This is a genomic window from Caballeronia udeis (assembly GCF_044909315.1).
In the GTDB taxonomy this organism is placed as follows: domain Bacteria; phylum Pseudomonadota; class Gammaproteobacteria; order Burkholderiales; family Burkholderiaceae; genus Caballeronia; species Caballeronia udeis_A.
Genome location: NZ_JBIYEB010000003.1, coordinates 25512 through 42942 on the forward strand (window position 1 = coordinate 25512; position 17431 = coordinate 42942).

Genomic DNA, 17431 nt, shown 5'->3' on the forward strand with positions numbered 1-17431 from the left:
GATCAGCAATGGATGATAGGACCGTCCGCGTATCACGAGTTGACGACGCTCGTTCGTCGCCGAAGAGCAGGTCAATGGCGTGATCACGCAAGCTCGATTTCCCGGCCGTGTCACAATTTGTCTAATCGCGTCGCTCGACTTTTCACTCGCCAGGAACCATCGTTTATGAACATCGCACAAGATCTGCAGACCATCGCTCTTCAAGAGAAGACCCTCGTCTTCCCGCACTTCGATTCCGATCGCGCATGGCAGATTGGCTCGCAGCTTCGCGAAATGGCAGTCGCGCGTGGCGCGCCGATGGCGATCGACGTGCGCACCTTCGGGCAGCCTTTATTTTTCGCGTTACTCGATGGCGCCACGCCCGACAACGTCCGCTGGGCGCAGCGCAAGGCGCGCACGGTCGAGCACTTCCGCCGTAGTTCGTATGCAATCGGATTGAGCTTGCAGCAAGCATCGGCAACACTCGCCGATAAATACAGTCTCCCCGCCGCGGAGTTCGCCTCGCATGGCGGCGCATTCCCGCTCACGGTCAAAGGCGCAGGTGTGATCGGCGTGGTCACGGTATCGGGCTTGCCGCAGCGCAAGGATCACGAGTTCGTGGTCGAGGCGCTGTGCGCCATTCTCGGCCACGACGCAAGCGCGCTCGCGTTTGTATCGGACAAGGCGTAACCCATGCGCCCATCCGCTTATATGCTGCTCGCGGTCGCGATCGTCGCCGAAGTCGTGGCGACATCGGCTTTGCGGGCATCGGACGGATTCTCGCGGCTGGTGCCGTCCGTCATCGTGGTGATCGGCTACGGCATCTCGTTCTACTTGCTCTCGCTCACGCTGAAGTCGCTGCCGGTTGGCATTGTGTATGCCGTCTGGTCGGGGGCAGGCATCGTGCTGATCACGCTGGTGGCGGCGCTGCTATTCAAGCAGATCCCCGATCTGCCCGCCGTGCTCGGCATGGGCCTGATCGTGGCGGGCGTGGTGGTGCTGAACGTGTTTTCGAAGGTCAGCCCGCATTAGTTTTCGTAAAGACGGGCGATACCGAGGTCAATTACAACGCACGACCATCGAACGGTTTTTAACATTCGCCGACACCACGTTGGTGATGCTGCCGCCCGATGGTCCGCCTTCCTCGTTATCCTTCGATACGATCGTGTAGCCGGTCGCGCCGCATTTCTCGCCCGCCAGCACGTAGCAGCTCGCCCATGTCGTACTGGCATCGGCGCCGCTGCAGTTGATGGCGTAGCCGCTCTGGCCATCGGGGAGATGAATCAGCGACGCATCGGTCGACGATGCACATCCGCCAAGGCTTAAAACGCCCACGGCTGCGAGGCTGAGGCCAGCGGCCTGTAGAACTCGTGCCATACGCAACGGGGAGGGGGTCGGCAGGCGCCGTGCAAATTGCTTCATTGTGTTCCTCAGGTGACAAACGCCGGAAAAGCGTCGAAAAGATCAGGCGCAACGCATGGGCGCGGTCCAACCTGCTTTTCAAGGCATGATTTCCAACCATATTTCATGTTTCATCACGTATTTTCCCACACGCCAGTGATCGCGGTAAAAAGCGGCCCGTTTTGACTTGGATCAAGCTCGCTTCTATAAATGTATTTGAAATACAGGTTGCGGGCGCGTGCCTTGCAATGCGCAGAGCAGGGGAGACTTTTCAACGCATCTACGTGATTGAGGGCATCGTAGGAAAATGCAACAGGTTGCAACGGCAGCGAACTAATTGCCGGTGTTAAAACCTTACTGGGGCGTGGGCAGCGCACGAATACTGATAAAACATCGAGAGGAAGACCATGGCTGCACGTGTCAACGGCCCGTATCGGGGGTATTACATCGGCGCGGCGGCGCGCGCTTATATCGACAGATTGCTGAGAAATAGCTGATGCGTACGCTCAATATCCGTCACCCGGCCATGCGTTGTGTAGCCGAGGCGCTGCTCGATTTGTTTCCGAGCGGCGCGGATATCAGCGAGATCGGCACGGATCAGAAACCGTGTTTGTTCGTAAGCTGGCGCACAGGCGGCATGGCAAGTCACCCAGGCAATATTGCGTGGGGTGTGCACTATCGGTTCGAGACGGAGGCATTGAGCCTGTTCGATCTCGCCACCCACGCGGCGCAGCAGCAATTTTGCGAACGGGTAAGGGACATGAGCCGGCATCTGAGGTTCGACTACGCGGATCCCGACGCGGTCTCCCTGATGATCGTCGATGTGCCCGCCGGGCTGATGCGCGCAAGCATGACTCCTGCGGGGTAGACTGCACGTTTGCTCCGCGAGTACCATCGTTGCGATCTGTTTTCTTGCGTGCGAGGCAGCCATGAATATCCTTTTTCCAGCCGACGCGCCCGCGTATCGCGACACGAATCTCACGGTGGTATTTGCTGCGCTGGTCAACGGCGAGCGGGTTCCGTGCGCGATCTCGGTCGAGGCGCTGGAGGATCATTTTGGCGTGGAAAGCTGCGACAGCACGGGCTGGATACGGGCGTTCGACGCCGCGCGCACGAGGATCGAAGCGGTTGCGCGGGAGCATCTGCAAGTCAGCAATGGCGCGCCCGTGCTACTGAAGAGCGGCCATTTTCCGCCCGGCATGGCGAACGGATAGCGGTCAATCAGCACCACGGTCACACTCAGCGCTGTTCAGCTTTGCATTGACTTGTCCAGTGTCATCCGGAAAATGCGCGGGATGGCCGGCTCAAGACAACATTTTTCAAATCAGCCCTTACTGCGCGTCCAGGTCCTGGATGCGGCGCGCGCGATCGTCGTACGCGAAGGTTTTGGCGCGCTGTCCATGCGCAAGCTTGCCGAGATCGTCGGTTATTCACCCGCTTCGCTTTATCTCCACTTTGCCAGCCGCGACGCCATTGCCCACGCGCTTTGCGTCGAGGGTCACGCGCAGTTGCTTGAGGCACTGCACACGCACGATTGCATAGCGGAGCCGGTTGAGCGCCTGAGGGCCATGGCGCATGCATACGTCAAGTTCGGGCAGGCACATCCCGAGGTGTATCGGCTGATTTTCATGCAGAATCCGGCCTATACCGATGCCGCGTTCAGCGCTGCGGAATCGGCCGGCGAAACGGTGCTTTCCGTGCTGACCCGGACGCTGGCGCTTGTTCATGACCCCGCCGCCCGGGCCGGGACGTTGTGGGCAGCGTTGCACGGTATCGTGTCGTTGAGCTTGACGGCCCCGACAATTTTCGCCGCGCCGGCCGGAACGCTGATAGATGAAGTGCTGGACCTGTATTTGCCGGGCGTGAACAAGAAAGCGGCTCGTCGACGGCCGTCGGCAACCGCGGGTTGACCTGCTTTCCGGTTCCATTTCCCGCTCTATCTCCCCTCACACGAATAGAAACCTGTATCGCATATGACTGAATCCATCGACGAAATTCGTATTGAACGCGCACAGGGGATCGGCTTTATCGCGCTGAACCGGCCGAAGGCGCTGAACGCGCTGTCCACGTCCATGCTGCATGCCATTCACGGCGCGCTCGACGCCTGGCGCGACGACGCGACGGTGCACGCGGTGGTCATCTACAGTCCGCATCCGCGCGCGTTCTGCGCGGGCGGCGATATCCGTTTCCTGTATCAATCGGCGAAGGCGGGTGAGCGCGCGGCCATCGACGAATTTTTCACGGACGAATACCGCTTGAATCATGCGATCTTCACGTATCCGAAGCCGTATATCGCGTTGATGAACGGTGTGGTGATGGGCGGGGGAATGGGCATTTCGCAAGGCGCGCGGAAGACGGGCGGCGTGCGGGTGGTCGCCGCGTCGACGAAGCTGGCCATGCCCGAGACGCGCATCGGCTTGTTTCCGGATGTGGGCGTGAGCTGGTTTCTCGCGCGTACCCCGGGCGCGATCGGGCGCTATCTCGCGGCGACGGGCGCGACGATCGATGCTGCCGATGCACTCTACGCCGGTCTTGCCGATACCTGCATGGAAGACGACTCGCTGGCCGGGCTGGTAGATGCGCTGAAGGAAAAGACCTTCGCGACGGGCGCGGAGGTCGTGCGGTTCGTCGAGGCACAGGGGCGGCCGGACGCGGGCAAGGCGAGTGATCTTGAGCGGAACCGGGTGTTTATCGACAGGCATTTTGCGTCCGGGAACGGCGCGGCGTGTCTGAAATCGCTGGAAAGCGCGACGAGCGGGCCGGAAGGCGAATGGGCCGCGCATACGGCTGCCGAGCTACGCGAGCGTTCGCCGTTGTCGATTGATGTCTCGCTGGAACTTATCGACCGCGCGAAATCGTCCAGCATGGCCGAGACGCTGCGGCGCGACCTCGGGCTTACGCGCGCCACGTTCGATCATGGCGACGTGATGGAAGGTATTCGGGCACGTATTGTCGATAAAGACAACCAGCCCGCGTGGAAGGTGACGCATGTGGAAGCGGTGACGCGGGAAGAGGTGCTGCGGATGTTCGACAGCCCGTGGACCGGGCCCGGCCATCCGCTGGCTGCGCTGGCAGATTAGTCCGCTTCGCTGCCGGCCGTGAAGGCTCGCAGGAAGACGAGCGCGCCCCAGCCCCACATGGCATTCGATGCGAATCCGAGCGCAAGGCGGGGAAGCATGTTGCCGCTCGGCCAGATGCCGCGCAGCGGGTCCACCACGAACACGCTCGCGGCCGTCAGCACGACGCCGCCGAATATCAGCGCGCCCACCCACGGCGCCGCGCGCTCGGGCGAGACCCGCAGCAGCCACGCCATCAGGATGCCGAAAACCGCGCTCCATAGCGCGTTGACAATGAACTCGGGAATGCCCAGCGGCAGGAACGGAACGGTGGAATAACCGGCTGGATCGACCACCCCGGCTGCATGCAGCAACGCGATGGTTGCTTCACGGAAAAACAGCGCGGCGAGAAAGCCCGCAACGAACGGCAGAATGACTTTTTGCATTAAAAACCACCGCTTGGGACGCTAGCCGCGGCTGCGCCAATATTTTAAGGTGGCGTCATTATAGGGGCGGGTATGCTGCGTTATGGTGCAATCAAGCGGAGCTTTGCGGTAGATGCAACGGGATGCTAGCTAATGTTGCTCGATACTTTCCGGGTTATCGACGCAGATCAGCGGCAGCCTGCGCCACTTGCGGACCCTGTCTGCGGTAGATGAACTTCGACGACAAGCGTCACGTGCGCCGAGCCACGCTCGTGCCGATGTTATTTCGCGATCGCGTCGCTCGCCGGATTGTTGTGCAGCATGCGGTCGCCGTTGGCCGGAAGCGCAGGGCGTTTCATCGGCATGTTGTCAGGGTTGTAGGCGCGTGATCCGCTCGCATTCGGGGCCTTGGGCGGGTCAGATGCTCCGGGCGCGGGCGGTGGTTTTACCATCGACGCCGAGTCCGCAGGACGCGCAGTCTGGGCTTGCACTGTCGTTACGGCGCTGACACCGGCAATCAATGAAGCAGCCGCGGCCACAATGCCAGGCAGGGTTCCAAGGGCGCGGGATTTCATGGTTTTCTCCGGATCGGCGCGCGTTTCTGTCGAGGTGCTGCAAGGCGCTGCCGTTTGGTTTGTGACATCGGAGAGGGTGGAAGATTCGTTTTTTTGGTGCGGCGTAGTCAGCAGCCAGGGCTTCAGCGGCAAGGCAAGATCGATTTGCGCGGGGTGAGCCCCGGATCTTGCAGCTGATCCGCTTGCGGACCGCAGCCAGTGCTCAGTGCCGAGCGTTACGGTAAAATTGCATATTCGACGCCAAAAAAACGCGTCTCACGCTTAAAAATTAGCAGTTCCTCATGTCAATAGCATCAAAACCCAGCCCGCGCCGTGTCAGCGTTGCTCCAATGATGGACTGGACTGACCGTCATTGCCGGTCTTTCCATCGGATATTGACGCGGCATACGTGGCTCTACACCGAAATGGTCACGACCGGCGCACTACTGCACGGCGATGTCGCACGCCATCTCGCGTTCACGCCAGGCGAGGCGCCCGTCGCGTTGCAGCTTGGCGGCAGCGAACCGGCCGATCTCGCCCGTAGCGCGAAGCTCGGCGAGCAATGGGGCTACGACGAGATCAACCTGAATTGCGGCTGCCCGTCCGAGCGGGTGCAACGCGGTGCTTTTGGCGCGTGCCTGATGAACGAGCCGCAACTGGTCGCGGATGGCGTGAAGGCCATGCGCGATGCGGTATCGATTCCGGTCACGGTCAAGCATCGGATCGGCGTGGACGCGGTTGAGGACTATGCGTTCGTGCGGGATTTCGTCGGTACGGTTGCCGATGCCGGATGCGAGGTGTTTATCGTCCACGCGCGTAATGCGATCCTGAAGGGCTTGAGCCCGAAGGAGAATCGCGAGATTCCGCCGCTGAAGTATGAATATGCCTACCAGTTGAAGCGCGATTTCCCGCATCTGGAGATATCGATCAATGGTGGCATCAAGACGCTGGACGAAGTGGAAGAGCATTTGAAACATGTCGATGGCGTGATGCTTGGCCGCGAGGCTTATCACAACCCCTACGTGCTAGCGGGCGTCGATTCCCGTTTTTACGGTGCGCAGACGCCCGTGCTGTCGCGCGAGGAAGTCGAGGCCGGCTTGATCGACTACGCGCGTCAGGAAGTGGCGCGCGGGACGTTCCTTGGCGGTATTACGCGACACGCGCTGGGTTTGTATCGAGGCGTGGCGGGTGCGCGTGGCTGGCGTCGCGTGCTCTCGGATAGCCGCCGCCTCGCAACAGGCGATATGGCCATTTTCGATGAAGCGCGCACTCATCTGCGAGATGCTGTCGAATTGATCGAATAAGGGACTAGGCAAAGCGAATCTTTGTTCGTATAATCTCGTTTCTCGATTCAGCAAGCCAGTTCTTGGTGAGCTAGAGAGGCAGTAAGAAGTAAGACAGTGGTGGCTGTAGCTCAGTTGGTAGAGTCCAGGATTGTGATTCCTGTTGTCGTGGGTTCGAGCCCCATCAGCCACCCCAAAAGATTCAAGCAAAAAGCCCGACTTTCACGAGTTGGGCTTTTTGTTTTCTGGAATCCATGTAACTACTGTGCAGTCAGATTTGGTCAAGATCTGCCCATATACAACTCAGGTACCGTTTTCGAAACGGCTTCTGTTTCTCTGAGTTCGTTTTGCCGCGCCGTCTTGTCTAACCCGGTGTGCGATAGCTTTCCCTGATGTTCAGGTGTAACCAGCCTTACCCCTTTCTTCCATGTCCGCTGACCTGCGCACCCGCATCGCGATGCAGGCTGAACAGATCCGCCACCCCGAGCAATCCCACCGCGCCCACGATCAGGAACGCGATACTGAAATCGGCCGGCAGGACCGTCTGCGCGTCGTGACCATGCATCCATTCCGCGAGTCTCAAAGCGATGGCACCGACCGCGACGCCAATCCCAATCGTCAACTGGAACAACGTGCTGGACAACGCTGACGCGCCACTCATCTGCGCCTTCGGGACATCGGCGAAACTGAGGGTGTTCAACGCCGTGAATTGCAGCGAGCGCGACAGCCCGCTCGCAAACAACACGGCGACGATGACCCAGGTCGGCGTCGTCGCCGATATCAAGCTCATTACCGCCAGCGACGCAGCCGCCACGATTCCGTTCACGATCAGCACCGGACGAAAGCCGAAGCGCCGCATGACCGGTGTAGTGACCAGCTTCATCGATAAATTGCCGGCGAAGACCGATAACGTCAGCAGCCCGGATTCGAATGCGTTCAGCCCGAAGCCGACCTGAAACATCAGCGGCAGCAGGAACGGCGCCGCGCTGATGGCGATGCGAAACAGCGAGCCGCCGCCCATCGCTACCCTGAAGGTCTTGATCTGCAGTGCGTCGAGATCGAGGAGCGGTTCGGTCGCGCGGCGCACATGCCACCACGCGGCCACGCCGGCCAGCACGCCGAGCGCGATCAGCCCGCTTGCAAGCGCCCAGGGCGTGTCGTTGCGGCCAACGAGTTCCATCGCGTAGAGCAGGGTCGTGCAGGCAAGGCCGCATAGCACGAAACCCGGAAAATCGAAGCGGCGGCCGGCGTGCTCGCGGGTGTTATCGAGGTAGCGAAGCGCCACCATCAAGCCGATCACCCCGAGCGGCAGATTCAGGTAAAAGATCCAGCGCCACGACGAATACGTGGTGATAAACCCGCCCAGCGGCGGCCCGATCACGGGCGCGACAAGACCAGGCCAGGTAATGATCGAGATAGCGCGCATCAAGCCTTCCTTCGGCGTGGCGCGGAGTACAGCGAGCCGCCCGACGGGCACCATCATCGCGCCGCCAATACCCTGCAGCACACGGGCCGCCGTGAACGCGGGCAGCGTCGACGTCATGCCGCAGAGCACGGACGCAACCGTGAACACGGCGATCGCGCTGCCGAACACGGTGCGCAAGCCGAAGCGATCGGCGGCCCAGCCGCTAATGGGGATGAATACGGCAAGCGTCAGCAAATACGATGTAATGCCAAGGCTCAGGTCGACGGGGTGCAGCCCGAACGAGCGCGCCATTTCCGGCAGCGCCGTGGCGATGATCGTGCCGTCGAGGTTCTCCATGAAGAAGGTCGCCGCGACCAGCATCACGATGACGGAGGAACCGCGTGGGTTCGCCGCGCCGGACGTGGTGCGGGAAAGGTCGGGGGCCTGCATCGAAGGCGTCTCTCTTGTTCGGATCTTGAATGAAGACGGCGATACTGAAAAGCTAATGAAAGGCAACTACACCACATGCCGATAGCTTACCGGGCTGGGGCCGCGACGTGGCGGCGGGCATCGATGCAGCAAGGCCCGCGCTATGGTAGCTTCAGCACTCGGCGAGCGTCTTTAAAACCTGAACACCAACATGGGGAAGCAAGCAATGGAGTACCGGAAACTCGGTGGAACGGATGTCAATGTCAGCCTGATCGGACTGGGCACGATGACCTGGGGCGAGCAGAACACGGAAGCCGATGCGCACGCGCAGCTCAGTGCCGCGCTCGATGCCGGCATCAACCTGATCGACGCCGCCGAGATGTACCCGGTGCCGCCGCGCCCGGAGACGCAAGGGCGCACGGAGGCGTACATCGGCACGTGGCTGGCAGCGAACCCGGGCGCACGTGAAAAGATCGTGCTCGCGACCAAGATCGCGGGACCCGCGCGCCAGCCGCACAACCCGCGGCACATCCGCGGCGCGGGCAACCAGTTTGACCGGACCAACCTGACCGAAGCCGTTAATACCAGCCTCGCTCGGCTGCAGACGGATTACGTCGATTTGTATCAGTTGCACTGGCCCGACCGCAGCACGATGACGTTCGGACGCGCGAACTATCCGTGGGTCGAGGACGAATACACGGTGCCGATCGAAAAGACGCTGACGGTGCTCGGCGATCTCGTGAAGGCAGGAAAGATCCGCTACGTGGGGGTATCGAACGAAACACCCTGGGGTGTCGCGCAATTCCTTCACGCCGCCGACAAACTCGGCCTGCCGAGAATTGTGAGCATCCAGAATCCGTACAGCCTGGTGAACCGTACGTTCGAAACGGGGCTCTCGGAATTCACGCACAGGGAAGGCGTCGGCCTGCTGGCGTATTCGCCGCTTGCGTTCGGCTGGTTGTCCGGCAAGTACGAGGGCGGTGCGCGTCCGGCGGGTGCTCGCATCACGTTGTTCGAGCGATTTGCCCGTTATAGCAAGCCACACGCGGTCAAGGCGATCAGCGCTTACGTGGAACTCGCCAGGCGCCACGGCCTGAGCCCGGCGCAACTCGCGCTTGCGTTCGTGAACAGCCGGCCGTTCACCACCAGCACGCTGATCGGCGCAACGACGCTCGCGCAATTGCACGAGAACATCGGCAGCCTGGACGTGAAATTGTCCGATGAGATCCTGGCCGAAATCGATGCGCTTCACGAAGCCCAGCCGAATCCCGCACCCTGATCGTTTCGCTGAAAAGTGTCATACGCTTGTCGTACGCTGATTGAAAACGGCCACGATTTTTTACCCGCTGCATCTGTTTTTGCATGGTTTCAAGCGTAAAGTTGTTGTCTCGGTTGATGTCGTAATCGTCTGTCATAAGCCGCGCCAGTGCTTGGCTGGCGCGCGCTTCGCTGCTCGTTGGTGACGCGCCAGTTGTCATGGCATTACACTTGCTCGAAGGTCCCGGTTGCCGCTGTGGTGCCTCTCGTGCCTCAGCGCGCCCTACGCAAAGGAGTCGTCGCTCATGCCACAAACCCCCTCGAAGTCCTCTTCCGATCTCGACACCCTCGCCATCAACACCATCCGCACGCTGTCCATGGACGCCGTGCAAAAAGCCAACTCCGGTCACCCGGGCACCCCAATGGCGCTTGCGCCGGTAGGCTTTCACCTGTGGCAAAACCACCTGCGTTACGACCCGGCTGAACCGCTGTGGCCGAATCGCGACCGCTTCGTGCTGTCGGTTGGCCACGCGTCCATGCTGCTGTATTCGCTGCTGCACCTGACCGGGGTGAAAGCCGTCAATCACGCCGGTAAGCCAACGGATGGTCCGGCTGTATCGCTGGACGACATCAAGCATTTTCGGCAACTCGACAGCAAGACGCCCGGCCATCCGGAATACCGCATGACTTCGGGCGTTGAAACCACGACGGGTCCGCTCGGGCAGGGGCTGGGAAATAGCGTCGGCATGGCGATGGCAGGGCGCTGGTACGAGTCGCATTTCAACAAGCCGGATGCGCAGATTTTCGACTATCACGTGTATGCGCTGTGCGGCGACGGCGACATGATGGAAGGCATCTCGCACGAAGCGGCCTCCATGGCGGGGCACTTGAAGTTGTCGAATCTGACCTGGATCTACGACAGCAATCGCGTGACCATTGAAGGTCACACGGATCTTGCGTATAGCGATGACGTGGAAACGCGATTCAAGGGCTACCACTGGAACACCTTGCACGTCGACGACGCCAACGACGGCGCCGCGCTCGAAGCTGCGCTGAACCAGGCGAAGGCCAACACCGACGGACCTACGCTGATTGTGGTGAAGAGCATTATCGGCTGGGGTGCGCCGCATAAGCAGGACACCTCCGCAGCGCACGGCGAGCCACTGGGCGTGGATGAAATCAAGCTCGCCAAGAAGTTTTACGGCTGGCCGGAGGACTCGAGTTTCCTCGTGCCGGACGGCGTGTATGCGCACTTCAACGAGGGCATTGGCGCACGCGGCAAAGCGGCGCGCGAAGCGTGGCAAAAGAGTTTCGATGACTACGCGAAGAAGTATCCGGACCTGGCGAAGGAGTTTGCGCAGATCGAAGCCCACGAGTTGCCCGAGGGTTGGGACGCGGACATTCCCACGTTCGACGCCGATGCGAAGGGCATTGCGTCGCGGGAATCATCGGGCAAGGTGTTGAACGCCATTGCCAAGCGTTTTCCCTGGATGATCGGCGGCTCGGCGGATTTGTCGCCATCGACAAAAACCGATATGAAGTTCGAAGGCGCGGGCAGTTTCGAGTACGACAACTACGCCGGCCGCAACCTGCACTTCGGTATTCGCGAGCACGTAATGGGCGCAATCTGCAACGGCATCGCGTTGTCGAACCTGCGGCCCTACGGTTCCACGTTCCTGATTTTCAGCGACTACATGAAGCCGCCTATCCGGCTTTCGTCGATCATGGAAGTGCCGGTGATCTACGTGTTCACGCATGATTCAATCGGTGTGGGCGAAGACGGCCCAACGCATCAGCCGATCGAACAACTGGCTTCATTGCGCGGGGTGCCGGGACTCAGCACCTATCGTCCGGGCGATGCGAACGAAGTCGCCGAATCGTGGCGTGCCGCATTGTCCGAACCGCAACGGCCGGCGTGCATCGTCGTCTCGCGCCAGCCGCTGCCGACTTTTGACCGGTCGAAGTATGCATCGGCGAAGGGGGTTCACAAGGGCGCCTATGTTCTCGCCGACGCTGAAGGCGGCAAGAAGCCCGAAGTCATCCTGATGGCGACAGGCAGCGAAGTGTCGGTGTGCGTCGACACCTATGAGAAGCTCAAGAGCGAGGGAATCGCGGCGCGGGTCGTCTCCATGCCGTCATGGGACCTGTTCGAACGGCAGGACGACGCCTATAAGGATTCCGTCTTTCCGCCGGATGTCGCCGCGCGCGTGTGCGTGGAGCAGGCCGGTGCGCTCGGCTGGGACCGCTATGTCGGCCGTCTCGGTTCGCAGATCGTGATGCATACGTTCGGGGCGTCGGCTCCGCTCGCCGAACTGAAGAAGAAATTCGGCTTCACGCCGGAACACGTCTACGACGAAGCGAAAAAGCAGATCGAACGCGTCAAAACCAGCCATAAGGAGTAAGCCATTATGCAGATCGGAATCGTTGGACTAGGCCGTATGGGCGCGAACATTGCACGCCGGTTGATGCGCGGCGGACAGACCTGCGTGGTGTACGACCATGCGCCCGAAGCGACGCAGGCGGTCGTGGCCGACGGCGCGACCGGTGCAAGTGACCTGGGCGATCTCGTGAAGAAGCTTGCCGCGCCGCGCTCGGTCTGGCTGATGTTGCCGGCGGGCAAGATCACCGAAGACACGCTGAACGATCTCTACGAGATCCTTGAGGCGGGCGACACGGTCATCGACGGCGGCAACAGCTTCTACAAGGACGATATTGTCCATGCGGCGAAGCTGAAGGAGAAGGGCATCCATTTCGTGGATGTCGGCACGTCCGGCGGTGTGTGGGGCCTCGAGCGCGGTTATTGCATGATGATTGGCGGCGACAAGGACGTGGTGCAGCGGCACGATCCGATTCTCTCCGTGCTGGCTCCCGGACGCGGCGATATTCCCGCCACGCCGAATCGCGAAGGCCGCGATACACGTGTGGAAAACGGCTATATGCACGTGGGGCCGGTCGGGTCGGGGCATTTCGTGAAGATGGTGCATAACGGGATCGAGTACGGCTTGATGCAGGCGTACGCGGAAGGATTCGACATCCTCAAGCACAAGTCGTCGACCGAGTTGCCCGAGGCACAGCGCTACGATCTTGATATCGCAGACATTGCCGAAGTCTGGCGGCGTGGCAGCGTGGTGTCGTCGTGGCTGCTCGATCTGACGGCAGGTGCACTGGCCGGCAATAGCACGCTAGATAAATACTCGGCCGAAGTGGCCGATAGCGGTGAAGGGCGCTGGACGATTGAAGCGGCGATCGAGGAAGCGGTGCCCGCGCAGGTTCTATCGGCGGCGCTGTATTCGCGGTTCCGGTCGCGTGAAGAAAATTCGTTTGCCGACCGCATGCTGTCGGCCATGCGTTTCGGGTTCGGCGGCCACAAGGAATTCACGCCGGGACTGAAGTGAGTTTTTTGCTGGATTTTCCTGTGCGGCAAGTGGATTGAAGATGGGTAAAAAAGCCGTTTCAACGTGAGTTGAAACGGCTTTTCTCTTTATTAGAACGGCTTCGACCGGTCCTATCTCCCGCTCACGCGGTTAACGCATCATCCGTCGACGGAACAATACCGCGCAGATAAAAAACGGCACGATGGCATACGCTGCAAGCACAGCCACATGCAGCACGACATGTTCCGCCGGCCGGTCGAGCATCGCGGGACGGATCAGCGCGACCGCGTGCGACAACGGCAACAATAGCGAGACATTTTGCGCCACCGCCGGCAATTGCGTGAGCGGGAAGAACACGCCGGAGAGCAGCAACATGGGTGTGAGCGCGAGCGTCTGGTAGAACATGAAGAAGTCGTAACTCGGCGCCACCGCGGTCACGATCATCGCCGTGCTGGAGAACGCCAGACCGGTCAGGACAATCACGGGCAACGCATAAAGCATGGTCGGAAAACTCGCGTAGCCGAGCACGCCGGCCACCAGCATGATCGCCACGCCGGAGAGCACCGACTTGCTCGCGGCCCACACAATTTCCGCGAGCACGATATCGCCCAAAGTCAGCGGCGTATGCATGATCGCTTCCCACGTGCGCTGCACATGCATGCGCGAGAAGCCGGAGTACATGGCCTCGAAACTCGCCGACATCATCACGCTCGATGCCACCGTCCCCGCCGCGAGAAACGCGATGTACGAAACACCGTCCACGTGGCCGACCATCAGGCCGAGCCCAAGACCTAGTCCGAACAGATAAATCATGGGATCGGCCAGGTTGCCGAACATTGACGCAATCGCGAGTTTTTTCCAGACCAGATAATTCCGCCGCCAGACCGACATCCAGTTCGATGCGTTCGCGGGCATCGCACTCAGGAGCGGTTCGCGGTGAGGCTTGGGTTGGGACTTACTCACCGCGTGGGTTGCACGCACGGGTGAAGCGGGAGACCCAGGGGACTCAGCGGTGTTCACATTCGGTTCGCTCGACATCGATCAGTCCACCATCTCGCGCCCGGTCAGGCGCAAAAACACATCTTCAAGATTTGCCGGCCGGTGCAGATAACGCACGCCAGGCCGTCCCTTTACGCGCTGATGCACGGGCGCGGGGTCATCGACGTAACAAAACAGGGTCTCGCCGCTGATCTCCATACGGCCGACGAACGGCAGGAGTTCTTCACGAAGGGCTTGCGGATCGGGACCGTAGATTTCGATCACGTCGCAGCCGATCACCCGCTGGATCAGGTCGTCGGGTTTGCCTTCCGCTACCTTGCGGCCTTCCTCGATCACGCACAGCCGGTCGCAAAGCCGTTCAGCCTCCTCCATGAAATGCGTGGTGAGCAGAATCGTCTTGCCGCGTGCAAGCAGCGAGCGCAGCCGTTCCCAGATCAGGTGCCGTGCTTGCGGATCGAGTCCGGTGGTCGGTTCGTCCATGATCAGCACGTCCGGATCGTTCACCAGTGCGCGCGCGAGCGTGAGCCGACGCTTCATTCCGCCCGACAACTCGCCGACCCGCGCGTTCGCCTTGCTCTCGAGCCGGGCGAATTCGAGCAGCGACGGCACCACGGCTTCAATCTCGCTGCCGCTCATGCCGAAATAACGGCCGAATACGAGCAGGTTTTCGCGGACGGTGAAGTCCGGATCGAGGTTGTCGAATTGCGGCACCACGCCCACGCGGCGCCGGGCATAACGGGCGCGGCCGGGAATGGGTTCGTCCACAAGACGGATCGTGCCTGCATCCGGCGCGGTCAGGCCGAGCAGCATCTTGAGTGTGGTTGTCTTGCCCGCGCCGTTGGGGCCAAGCAGGCCAAAACACTCGCCGGGCAGAACGTGGAACGACAGCCCGTTGACGACGGTCTTGTCACCGTAATGTTTTTCGACGTCAATAAACTCGATCGCCGGATTTCCCGGCGCGGCAGTCGTGCGGTTTGCGTCGGCGGGTAACACTGCTGCATCTGACATGCGCGAACTCAGGTGTTGGGTCGGAAGTTGGCTCTGAAAACAAGCTAACTAGTTTAATCGATTGCACCAACGAGGCGCGTCCCTCTGTCTGAACTGCACTGCGGGCGCGCACGGGAGCCATTTTGCGGTCGCCGGACGCTTTCGTGACGCTGGGGCCAATGACCGGAAGGCCCGCCCATCAAGGGATTCACGGACCTGGCACGGTGCCCGCTTGGCGTTCGCCGAGGGACTGGGCCGCATTAGCGTTTTCCATCGTTGCCACCGTTTCAGGGACGCACCATGATGAAGGCAACGCGGCCCGGGTTTTGTCGCCCGCCCGGCCCACGGGGCAGAATCTGCAAGACTATGACGACCGTTTTTTGATGCCCTTTGCTGCCTTCATGCAGCGCGGAGAACCACCATGGCGAGCTACCGAAAAATCCTGTTGTGTTACGACGGTTCCCGCGAGGGGCGCAAGGCGTTACGTGACGGCGCGAATCTGGCGCTTGACCTGAAAGCCGAAACGCATGTGCTTGCCGTAGTCGACATGCGCTCCAGCATCGCCCAAAGCGCCGGCCTCCTCACCGATATGGCGTGCGGCCGTTTCGAAGACGCCGCCCGGGACATCCTGCGCGAAGGCGTGGAATGGCTGACCGAACGGGGTGTTCCGGCGCAGGGCCACTTTGCCTTCGGCCATCCTATCGATGAAATTGCGGGGCTCGCGCAGAGCTTGCAGGTGGATCTCGTGGTGGTCGGGCACCGGTGCCGCACGGGTCTCGCGCGCTGGTGGATGGGCTCGGGCAACACGCCGCTGATGGATCGGGTGTCGTGCAGCATTTTGGTGGCAGTGTCGCCAACGGGTACATCTGCCGAGCAGGAAGACGCTGCACACGCCGCGATGCCCGCGAAAGCCGAGGCGAATGTTTGATGCCGCCCGCGCGCGTGGGCTGAGGGTGGGCGCGGAGCAACAAACGGCCAAGCCGGGGTTCGCCATCAGGTTATCAGCCCGCAGCTACAGGGCGAACAGTCCTGTAGCTGCGGGAAAGCCGATCAACCGCCTAGCTGCCGTTCAGTTCCACCGCGACCAATTTCCACGAGAACAACCCGTAGCGCCGGAAAATGGCTGAATAGCGTGCGTCGCCGGTGCCGTGCTGGTAGTTCACCGCGAAAGTATCGAAACTTCGATACCCCGCCGTGGTTTGCGGCGGCGGCTTCGGGGCGGGCGGTGTGGAAGGCGAAGCGACCGTAGGCGCCGGTTGATCCGGTGCGGCCGGCGGTGCCTGAGGCGCTGGCGCGGCCCCGCGAGCTGCAGCAACGTCGCCGTTTGCCTCGGCCGAAATCGGTGGTTTCTCCCCCGGATCGCCCCGTGGGGGAATGCCATTGAGGATTGCCGCCACGCCGTCGGGCGTTGCATACGAATCAACCAGCGGGCCGATTAGCGCTGCGCCAATCATGGCGCCGATCATCGCTAACGGATTGCCGCTCTTCTGTATGTCGATCTTTCGCGTCAACAACTGCCCGACCTGGTCCTTCAGGCTTTCACGCAGCAGCGGAAAGTCGACATACTGACTCACCGTTTGAGCGTCACGGGCGTCGGCGGCGCGTTTCAACCGATCGAGCGCGATATACGGCGACGCATAGATCCAGCCGAGTACCGCCACGACAATAACAACCAACAACACACTGACAACGGACTTGCTGGTACGGGACATACTCTAAGGCGCCTTTTGGCTGATGAAGTGGATGCGGCTCGAATGCACGAGTAGAGAGCGGAGACCAGAAAGAACTCAGCTCTTTAGATGGACCGCAACGGCGCCAGAATTATCCCCGCGTTACCCCTGTAAATTCCATCGTTTCTTTGAATCAGGCGAGTAATCCGCCTTCGGCGCCTGCACGCTCCTCGTCGATACAGCGGTCGATCATGCGCGATACCGCTGCGATATTGCCGACCATGATGACCCGCGATTCGCCGCGATAAACCCGCACCGGCGCACGTTGTTCGGCCTGCGTATGCACCGATGCACTCAGCGATACCCGGGCGAACGCGGGTTGCCGCGAGGGCAGGACGGGCAGTTCGTCAAAGAGATCGGGGGTGTCGGCGGGCTTTTGTGTCTTGCAGGAGATCAGCGAGCGCAGGTGCCGCAAACGGCCGAACTCCCGGAATTGCCGAAACGATAGTGGCGCACGAGCCGTCGGCGCGAACGATGCGGATAAAAAAGAAGCAGAAAACAGCCGGGCGAATCGTTCCATGATGTTTCTCCGATAACCGATGATCGATAACA

At 61.0% G+C, this 17431-nt stretch carries 19 protein-coding genes and 1 tRNA gene; 12 read left to right on the forward strand and 8 right to left on the reverse strand.

Annotation, left to right across the window (positions count from 1 at the left end):
* Positions 1-165 precede the first annotated feature (165 nt).
* Positions 166-669 carry a heme-degrading domain-containing protein gene (locus tag ABH944_RS05265; protein WP_404605327.1) on the forward strand — a complete coding sequence of 168 codons (504 nt, stop codon included), beginning with the start codon at positions 166-168 and terminating at the stop codon, positions 667-669.
* 3 nt (positions 670-672) lie between these two features.
* On the forward strand, positions 673-1011 hold the full coding sequence (locus ABH944_RS05270) for a DMT family transporter (protein ID WP_404605325.1): 339 nt from the start codon (positions 673-675) through the stop codon (positions 1009-1011).
* 27 nt (positions 1012-1038) lie between these two features.
* On the opposite strand, the gene ABH944_RS05275 is transcribed toward ABH944_RS05270, so the two are convergent.
* Positions 1039-1356 carry a hypothetical protein gene (locus ABH944_RS05275; RefSeq protein WP_404605381.1) on the reverse strand — a complete coding sequence of 106 codons (318 nt, stop codon included), beginning with the start codon at positions 1354-1356 and terminating at the stop codon, positions 1039-1041.
* Between the two features lie 520 nt (positions 1357-1876).
* Between ABH944_RS05275 and ABH944_RS05280 the strand changes: the two genes are divergently transcribed.
* The 4 genes from ABH944_RS05280 to ABH944_RS05295 all read left to right on the forward strand — a co-directional run bounded on the left by ABH944_RS05280 (position 1877) and on the right by ABH944_RS05295 (position 4460).
* Entirely contained in the window at positions 1877-2248 is a 372-nt protein-coding gene (locus ABH944_RS05280) for a hypothetical protein (protein ID WP_257025947.1), read from the forward strand.
* Between the two features lie 61 nt (positions 2249-2309).
* Positions 2310-2594: a DUF1488 family protein gene (locus ABH944_RS05285; RefSeq protein WP_404605324.1), complete on the forward strand. Its 285-nt coding sequence runs from the start codon at positions 2310-2312 to the stop codon at positions 2592-2594.
* An 81-nt stretch (positions 2595-2675) separates the two neighbouring features.
* Positions 2676-3290, forward strand: coding sequence for a TetR/AcrR family transcriptional regulator (locus ABH944_RS05290; protein WP_404605323.1), 615 nt, complete (start codon positions 2676-2678; stop codon positions 3288-3290).
* Between the two features lie 63 nt (positions 3291-3353).
* A complete protein-coding gene (locus tag ABH944_RS05295) occupies positions 3354-4460 on the forward strand; it encodes an enoyl-CoA hydratase/isomerase family protein (protein WP_404605322.1) in 1107 nt (368 codons plus the stop codon).
* Here ABH944_RS05295 and ABH944_RS05300 read toward each other — a convergent pair.
* Together ABH944_RS05300 and ABH944_RS05305 are read right to left on the reverse strand one after the other, a co-directional pair.
* On the reverse strand, positions 4457-4882 hold the full coding sequence (locus ABH944_RS05300) for a hypothetical protein (RefSeq protein ID WP_404605320.1): 426 nt from the start codon (positions 4880-4882) through the stop codon (positions 4457-4459). The two genes, ABH944_RS05295 and ABH944_RS05300, sit on opposite strands and share 4 nt — an antisense overlap.
* Before the next feature lie 260 nt (positions 4883-5142).
* On the reverse strand, positions 5143-5436 hold the full coding sequence (locus ABH944_RS05305; protein ID WP_404605319.1) for a hypothetical protein: 294 nt from the start codon (positions 5434-5436) through the stop codon (positions 5143-5145).
* 281 nt (positions 5437-5717) lie between these two features.
* Between ABH944_RS05305 and dusA the strand changes: the two genes are divergently transcribed.
* Together dusA and ABH944_RS05315 are read left to right on the forward strand one after the other, a co-directional pair.
* A complete protein-coding gene (gene dusA, locus ABH944_RS05310; protein WP_404605317.1) occupies positions 5718-6719 on the forward strand; it encodes a tRNA dihydrouridine(20/20a) synthase DusA in 1002 nt (333 codons plus the stop codon).
* 99 nt (positions 6720-6818) lie between these two features.
* Positions 6819-6894: transfer RNA gene (locus tag ABH944_RS05315), tRNA-His, on the forward strand.
* Between the two features lie 216 nt (positions 6895-7110).
* Here the strand turns inward: ABH944_RS05315 and ABH944_RS05320 are convergent.
* Positions 7111-8553, reverse strand: a complete 1443-nt coding sequence (locus tag ABH944_RS05320; RefSeq protein ID WP_404605316.1) for an MFS transporter — start codon at positions 8551-8553, stop codon at positions 7111-7113.
* Between the two features lie 205 nt (positions 8554-8758).
* Between ABH944_RS05320 and ABH944_RS05325 the strand changes: the two genes are divergently transcribed.
* From ABH944_RS05325 to gnd, 3 genes are all read left to right on the forward strand, one after another.
* A complete protein-coding gene (locus ABH944_RS05325) occupies positions 8759-9811 on the forward strand; it encodes an NADP(H)-dependent aldo-keto reductase (RefSeq protein WP_404605380.1) in 1053 nt (350 codons plus the stop codon).
* 283 nt (positions 9812-10094) lie between these two features.
* Entirely contained in the window at positions 10095-12191 is a 2097-nt protein-coding gene (gene tkt, locus ABH944_RS05330) for a transketolase (protein ID WP_404605315.1), read from the forward strand.
* Positions 12192-12197: 6 nt separating this feature from the next.
* Positions 12198-13184, forward strand: coding sequence for a phosphogluconate dehydrogenase (NAD(+)-dependent, decarboxylating) (gene gnd / locus ABH944_RS05335; RefSeq protein ID WP_404605314.1), 987 nt, complete (start codon positions 12198-12200; stop codon positions 13182-13184).
* Positions 13185-13313: 129 nt separating this feature from the next.
* Here gnd and ABH944_RS05340 read toward each other — a convergent pair whose 3' ends face one another.
* Together ABH944_RS05340 and nodI are read right to left on the reverse strand one after the other, a co-directional pair.
* Positions 13314-14126 (reverse strand): ABC transporter permease, encoded by an 813-nt coding sequence (locus ABH944_RS05340; protein ID WP_404605378.1) that lies wholly within the window; start codon positions 14124-14126, stop codon positions 13314-13316.
* A 78-nt stretch (positions 14127-14204) separates the two neighbouring features.
* Positions 14205-15170 (reverse strand): nodulation factor ABC transporter ATP-binding protein NodI, encoded by a 966-nt coding sequence (gene nodI / locus ABH944_RS05345; RefSeq protein WP_404605312.1) that lies wholly within the window; start codon positions 15168-15170, stop codon positions 14205-14207.
* Positions 15171-15570: 400 nt separating this feature from the next.
* On the opposite strand from nodI, the gene ABH944_RS05350 reads away from it, so the two are divergent.
* The gene (locus ABH944_RS05350; RefSeq protein ID WP_097262436.1) at positions 15571-16077 is read left to right on the forward strand and encodes a universal stress protein; all 507 of its coding nucleotides are present in this window, start codon (positions 15571-15573) and stop codon (positions 16075-16077) included.
* A gap of 130 nt (positions 16078-16207) precedes the next feature.
* On the opposite strand, the gene ABH944_RS05355 is transcribed toward ABH944_RS05350, so the two are convergent.
* Both ABH944_RS05355 and ABH944_RS05360 read right to left on the reverse strand, forming a co-directional pair.
* Complete coding sequence (locus tag ABH944_RS05355) at positions 16208-16861, reverse strand: DUF2939 domain-containing protein (RefSeq protein WP_404605310.1); 654 nt, start codon at positions 16859-16861, stop codon at positions 16208-16210.
* 151 nt (positions 16862-17012) lie between these two features.
* Positions 17013-17399 (reverse strand): hypothetical protein, encoded by a 387-nt coding sequence (locus ABH944_RS05360; RefSeq protein ID WP_404605309.1) that lies wholly within the window; start codon positions 17397-17399, stop codon positions 17013-17015.
* Positions 17400-17431: the final 32 nt, after the last annotated feature.

What these genes read in the sequence shown, in the direction of transcription:
- ABH944_RS05265 (WP_404605327.1), top strand. Translation starts at nt 166, where the DNA reads ATGAACATCGCACAAGATCTGCAGACCATCGCTCTTCAAGAGAAGACC.
- ABH944_RS05270 (WP_404605325.1), top strand. Translation starts at nt 673, where the DNA reads ATGCGCCCATCCGCTTATATGCTGCTCGCGGTCGCGATCGTCGCCGAA.
- ABH944_RS05275 (WP_404605381.1), bottom strand. Translation starts at nt 1,356, where the DNA reads ATGGCACGAGTTCTACAGGCCGCTGGCCTCAGCCTCGCAGCCGTGGGC.
- ABH944_RS05280 (WP_257025947.1), top strand. Translation starts at nt 1,877, where the DNA reads ATGCGTACGCTCAATATCCGTCACCCGGCCATGCGTTGTGTAGCCGAG.
- ABH944_RS05285 (WP_404605324.1), top strand. Translation starts at nt 2,310, where the DNA reads ATGAATATCCTTTTTCCAGCCGACGCGCCCGCGTATCGCGACACGAAT.
- ABH944_RS05290 (WP_404605323.1), top strand. Translation starts at nt 2,676, where the DNA reads ATGGCCGGCTCAAGACAACATTTTTCAAATCAGCCCTTACTGCGCGTC.
- ABH944_RS05295 (WP_404605322.1), top strand. Translation starts at nt 3,354, where the DNA reads ATGACTGAATCCATCGACGAAATTCGTATTGAACGCGCACAGGGGATC.
- ABH944_RS05300 (WP_404605320.1), bottom strand. Translation starts at nt 4,882, where the DNA reads ATGCAAAAAGTCATTCTGCCGTTCGTTGCGGGCTTTCTCGCCGCGCTG.
- ABH944_RS05305 (WP_404605319.1), bottom strand. Translation starts at nt 5,436, where the DNA reads ATGAAATCCCGCGCCCTTGGAACCCTGCCTGGCATTGTGGCCGCGGCT.
- dusA (WP_404605317.1), top strand. Translation starts at nt 5,718, where the DNA reads ATGTCAATAGCATCAAAACCCAGCCCGCGCCGTGTCAGCGTTGCTCCA.
- ABH944_RS05320 (WP_404605316.1), bottom strand. Translation starts at nt 8,553, where the DNA reads ATGCAGGCCCCCGACCTTTCCCGCACCACGTCCGGCGCGGCGAACCCA.
- ABH944_RS05325 (WP_404605380.1), top strand. Translation starts at nt 8,759, where the DNA reads ATGGAGTACCGGAAACTCGGTGGAACGGATGTCAATGTCAGCCTGATC.
- tkt (WP_404605315.1), top strand. Translation starts at nt 10,095, where the DNA reads ATGCCACAAACCCCCTCGAAGTCCTCTTCCGATCTCGACACCCTCGCC.
- gnd (WP_404605314.1), top strand. Translation starts at nt 12,198, where the DNA reads ATGCAGATCGGAATCGTTGGACTAGGCCGTATGGGCGCGAACATTGCA.
- nodI (WP_404605312.1), bottom strand. Translation starts at nt 15,170, where the DNA reads ATGTCAGATGCAGCAGTGTTACCCGCCGACGCAAACCGCACGACTGCC.
- ABH944_RS05350 (WP_097262436.1), top strand. Translation starts at nt 15,571, where the DNA reads ATGGCGAGCTACCGAAAAATCCTGTTGTGTTACGACGGTTCCCGCGAG.
- ABH944_RS05355 (WP_404605310.1), bottom strand. Translation starts at nt 16,861, where the DNA reads ATGTCCCGTACCAGCAAGTCCGTTGTCAGTGTGTTGTTGGTTGTTATT.
- ABH944_RS05360 (WP_404605309.1), bottom strand. Translation starts at nt 17,399, where the DNA reads ATGGAACGATTCGCCCGGCTGTTTTCTGCTTCTTTTTTATCCGCATCG.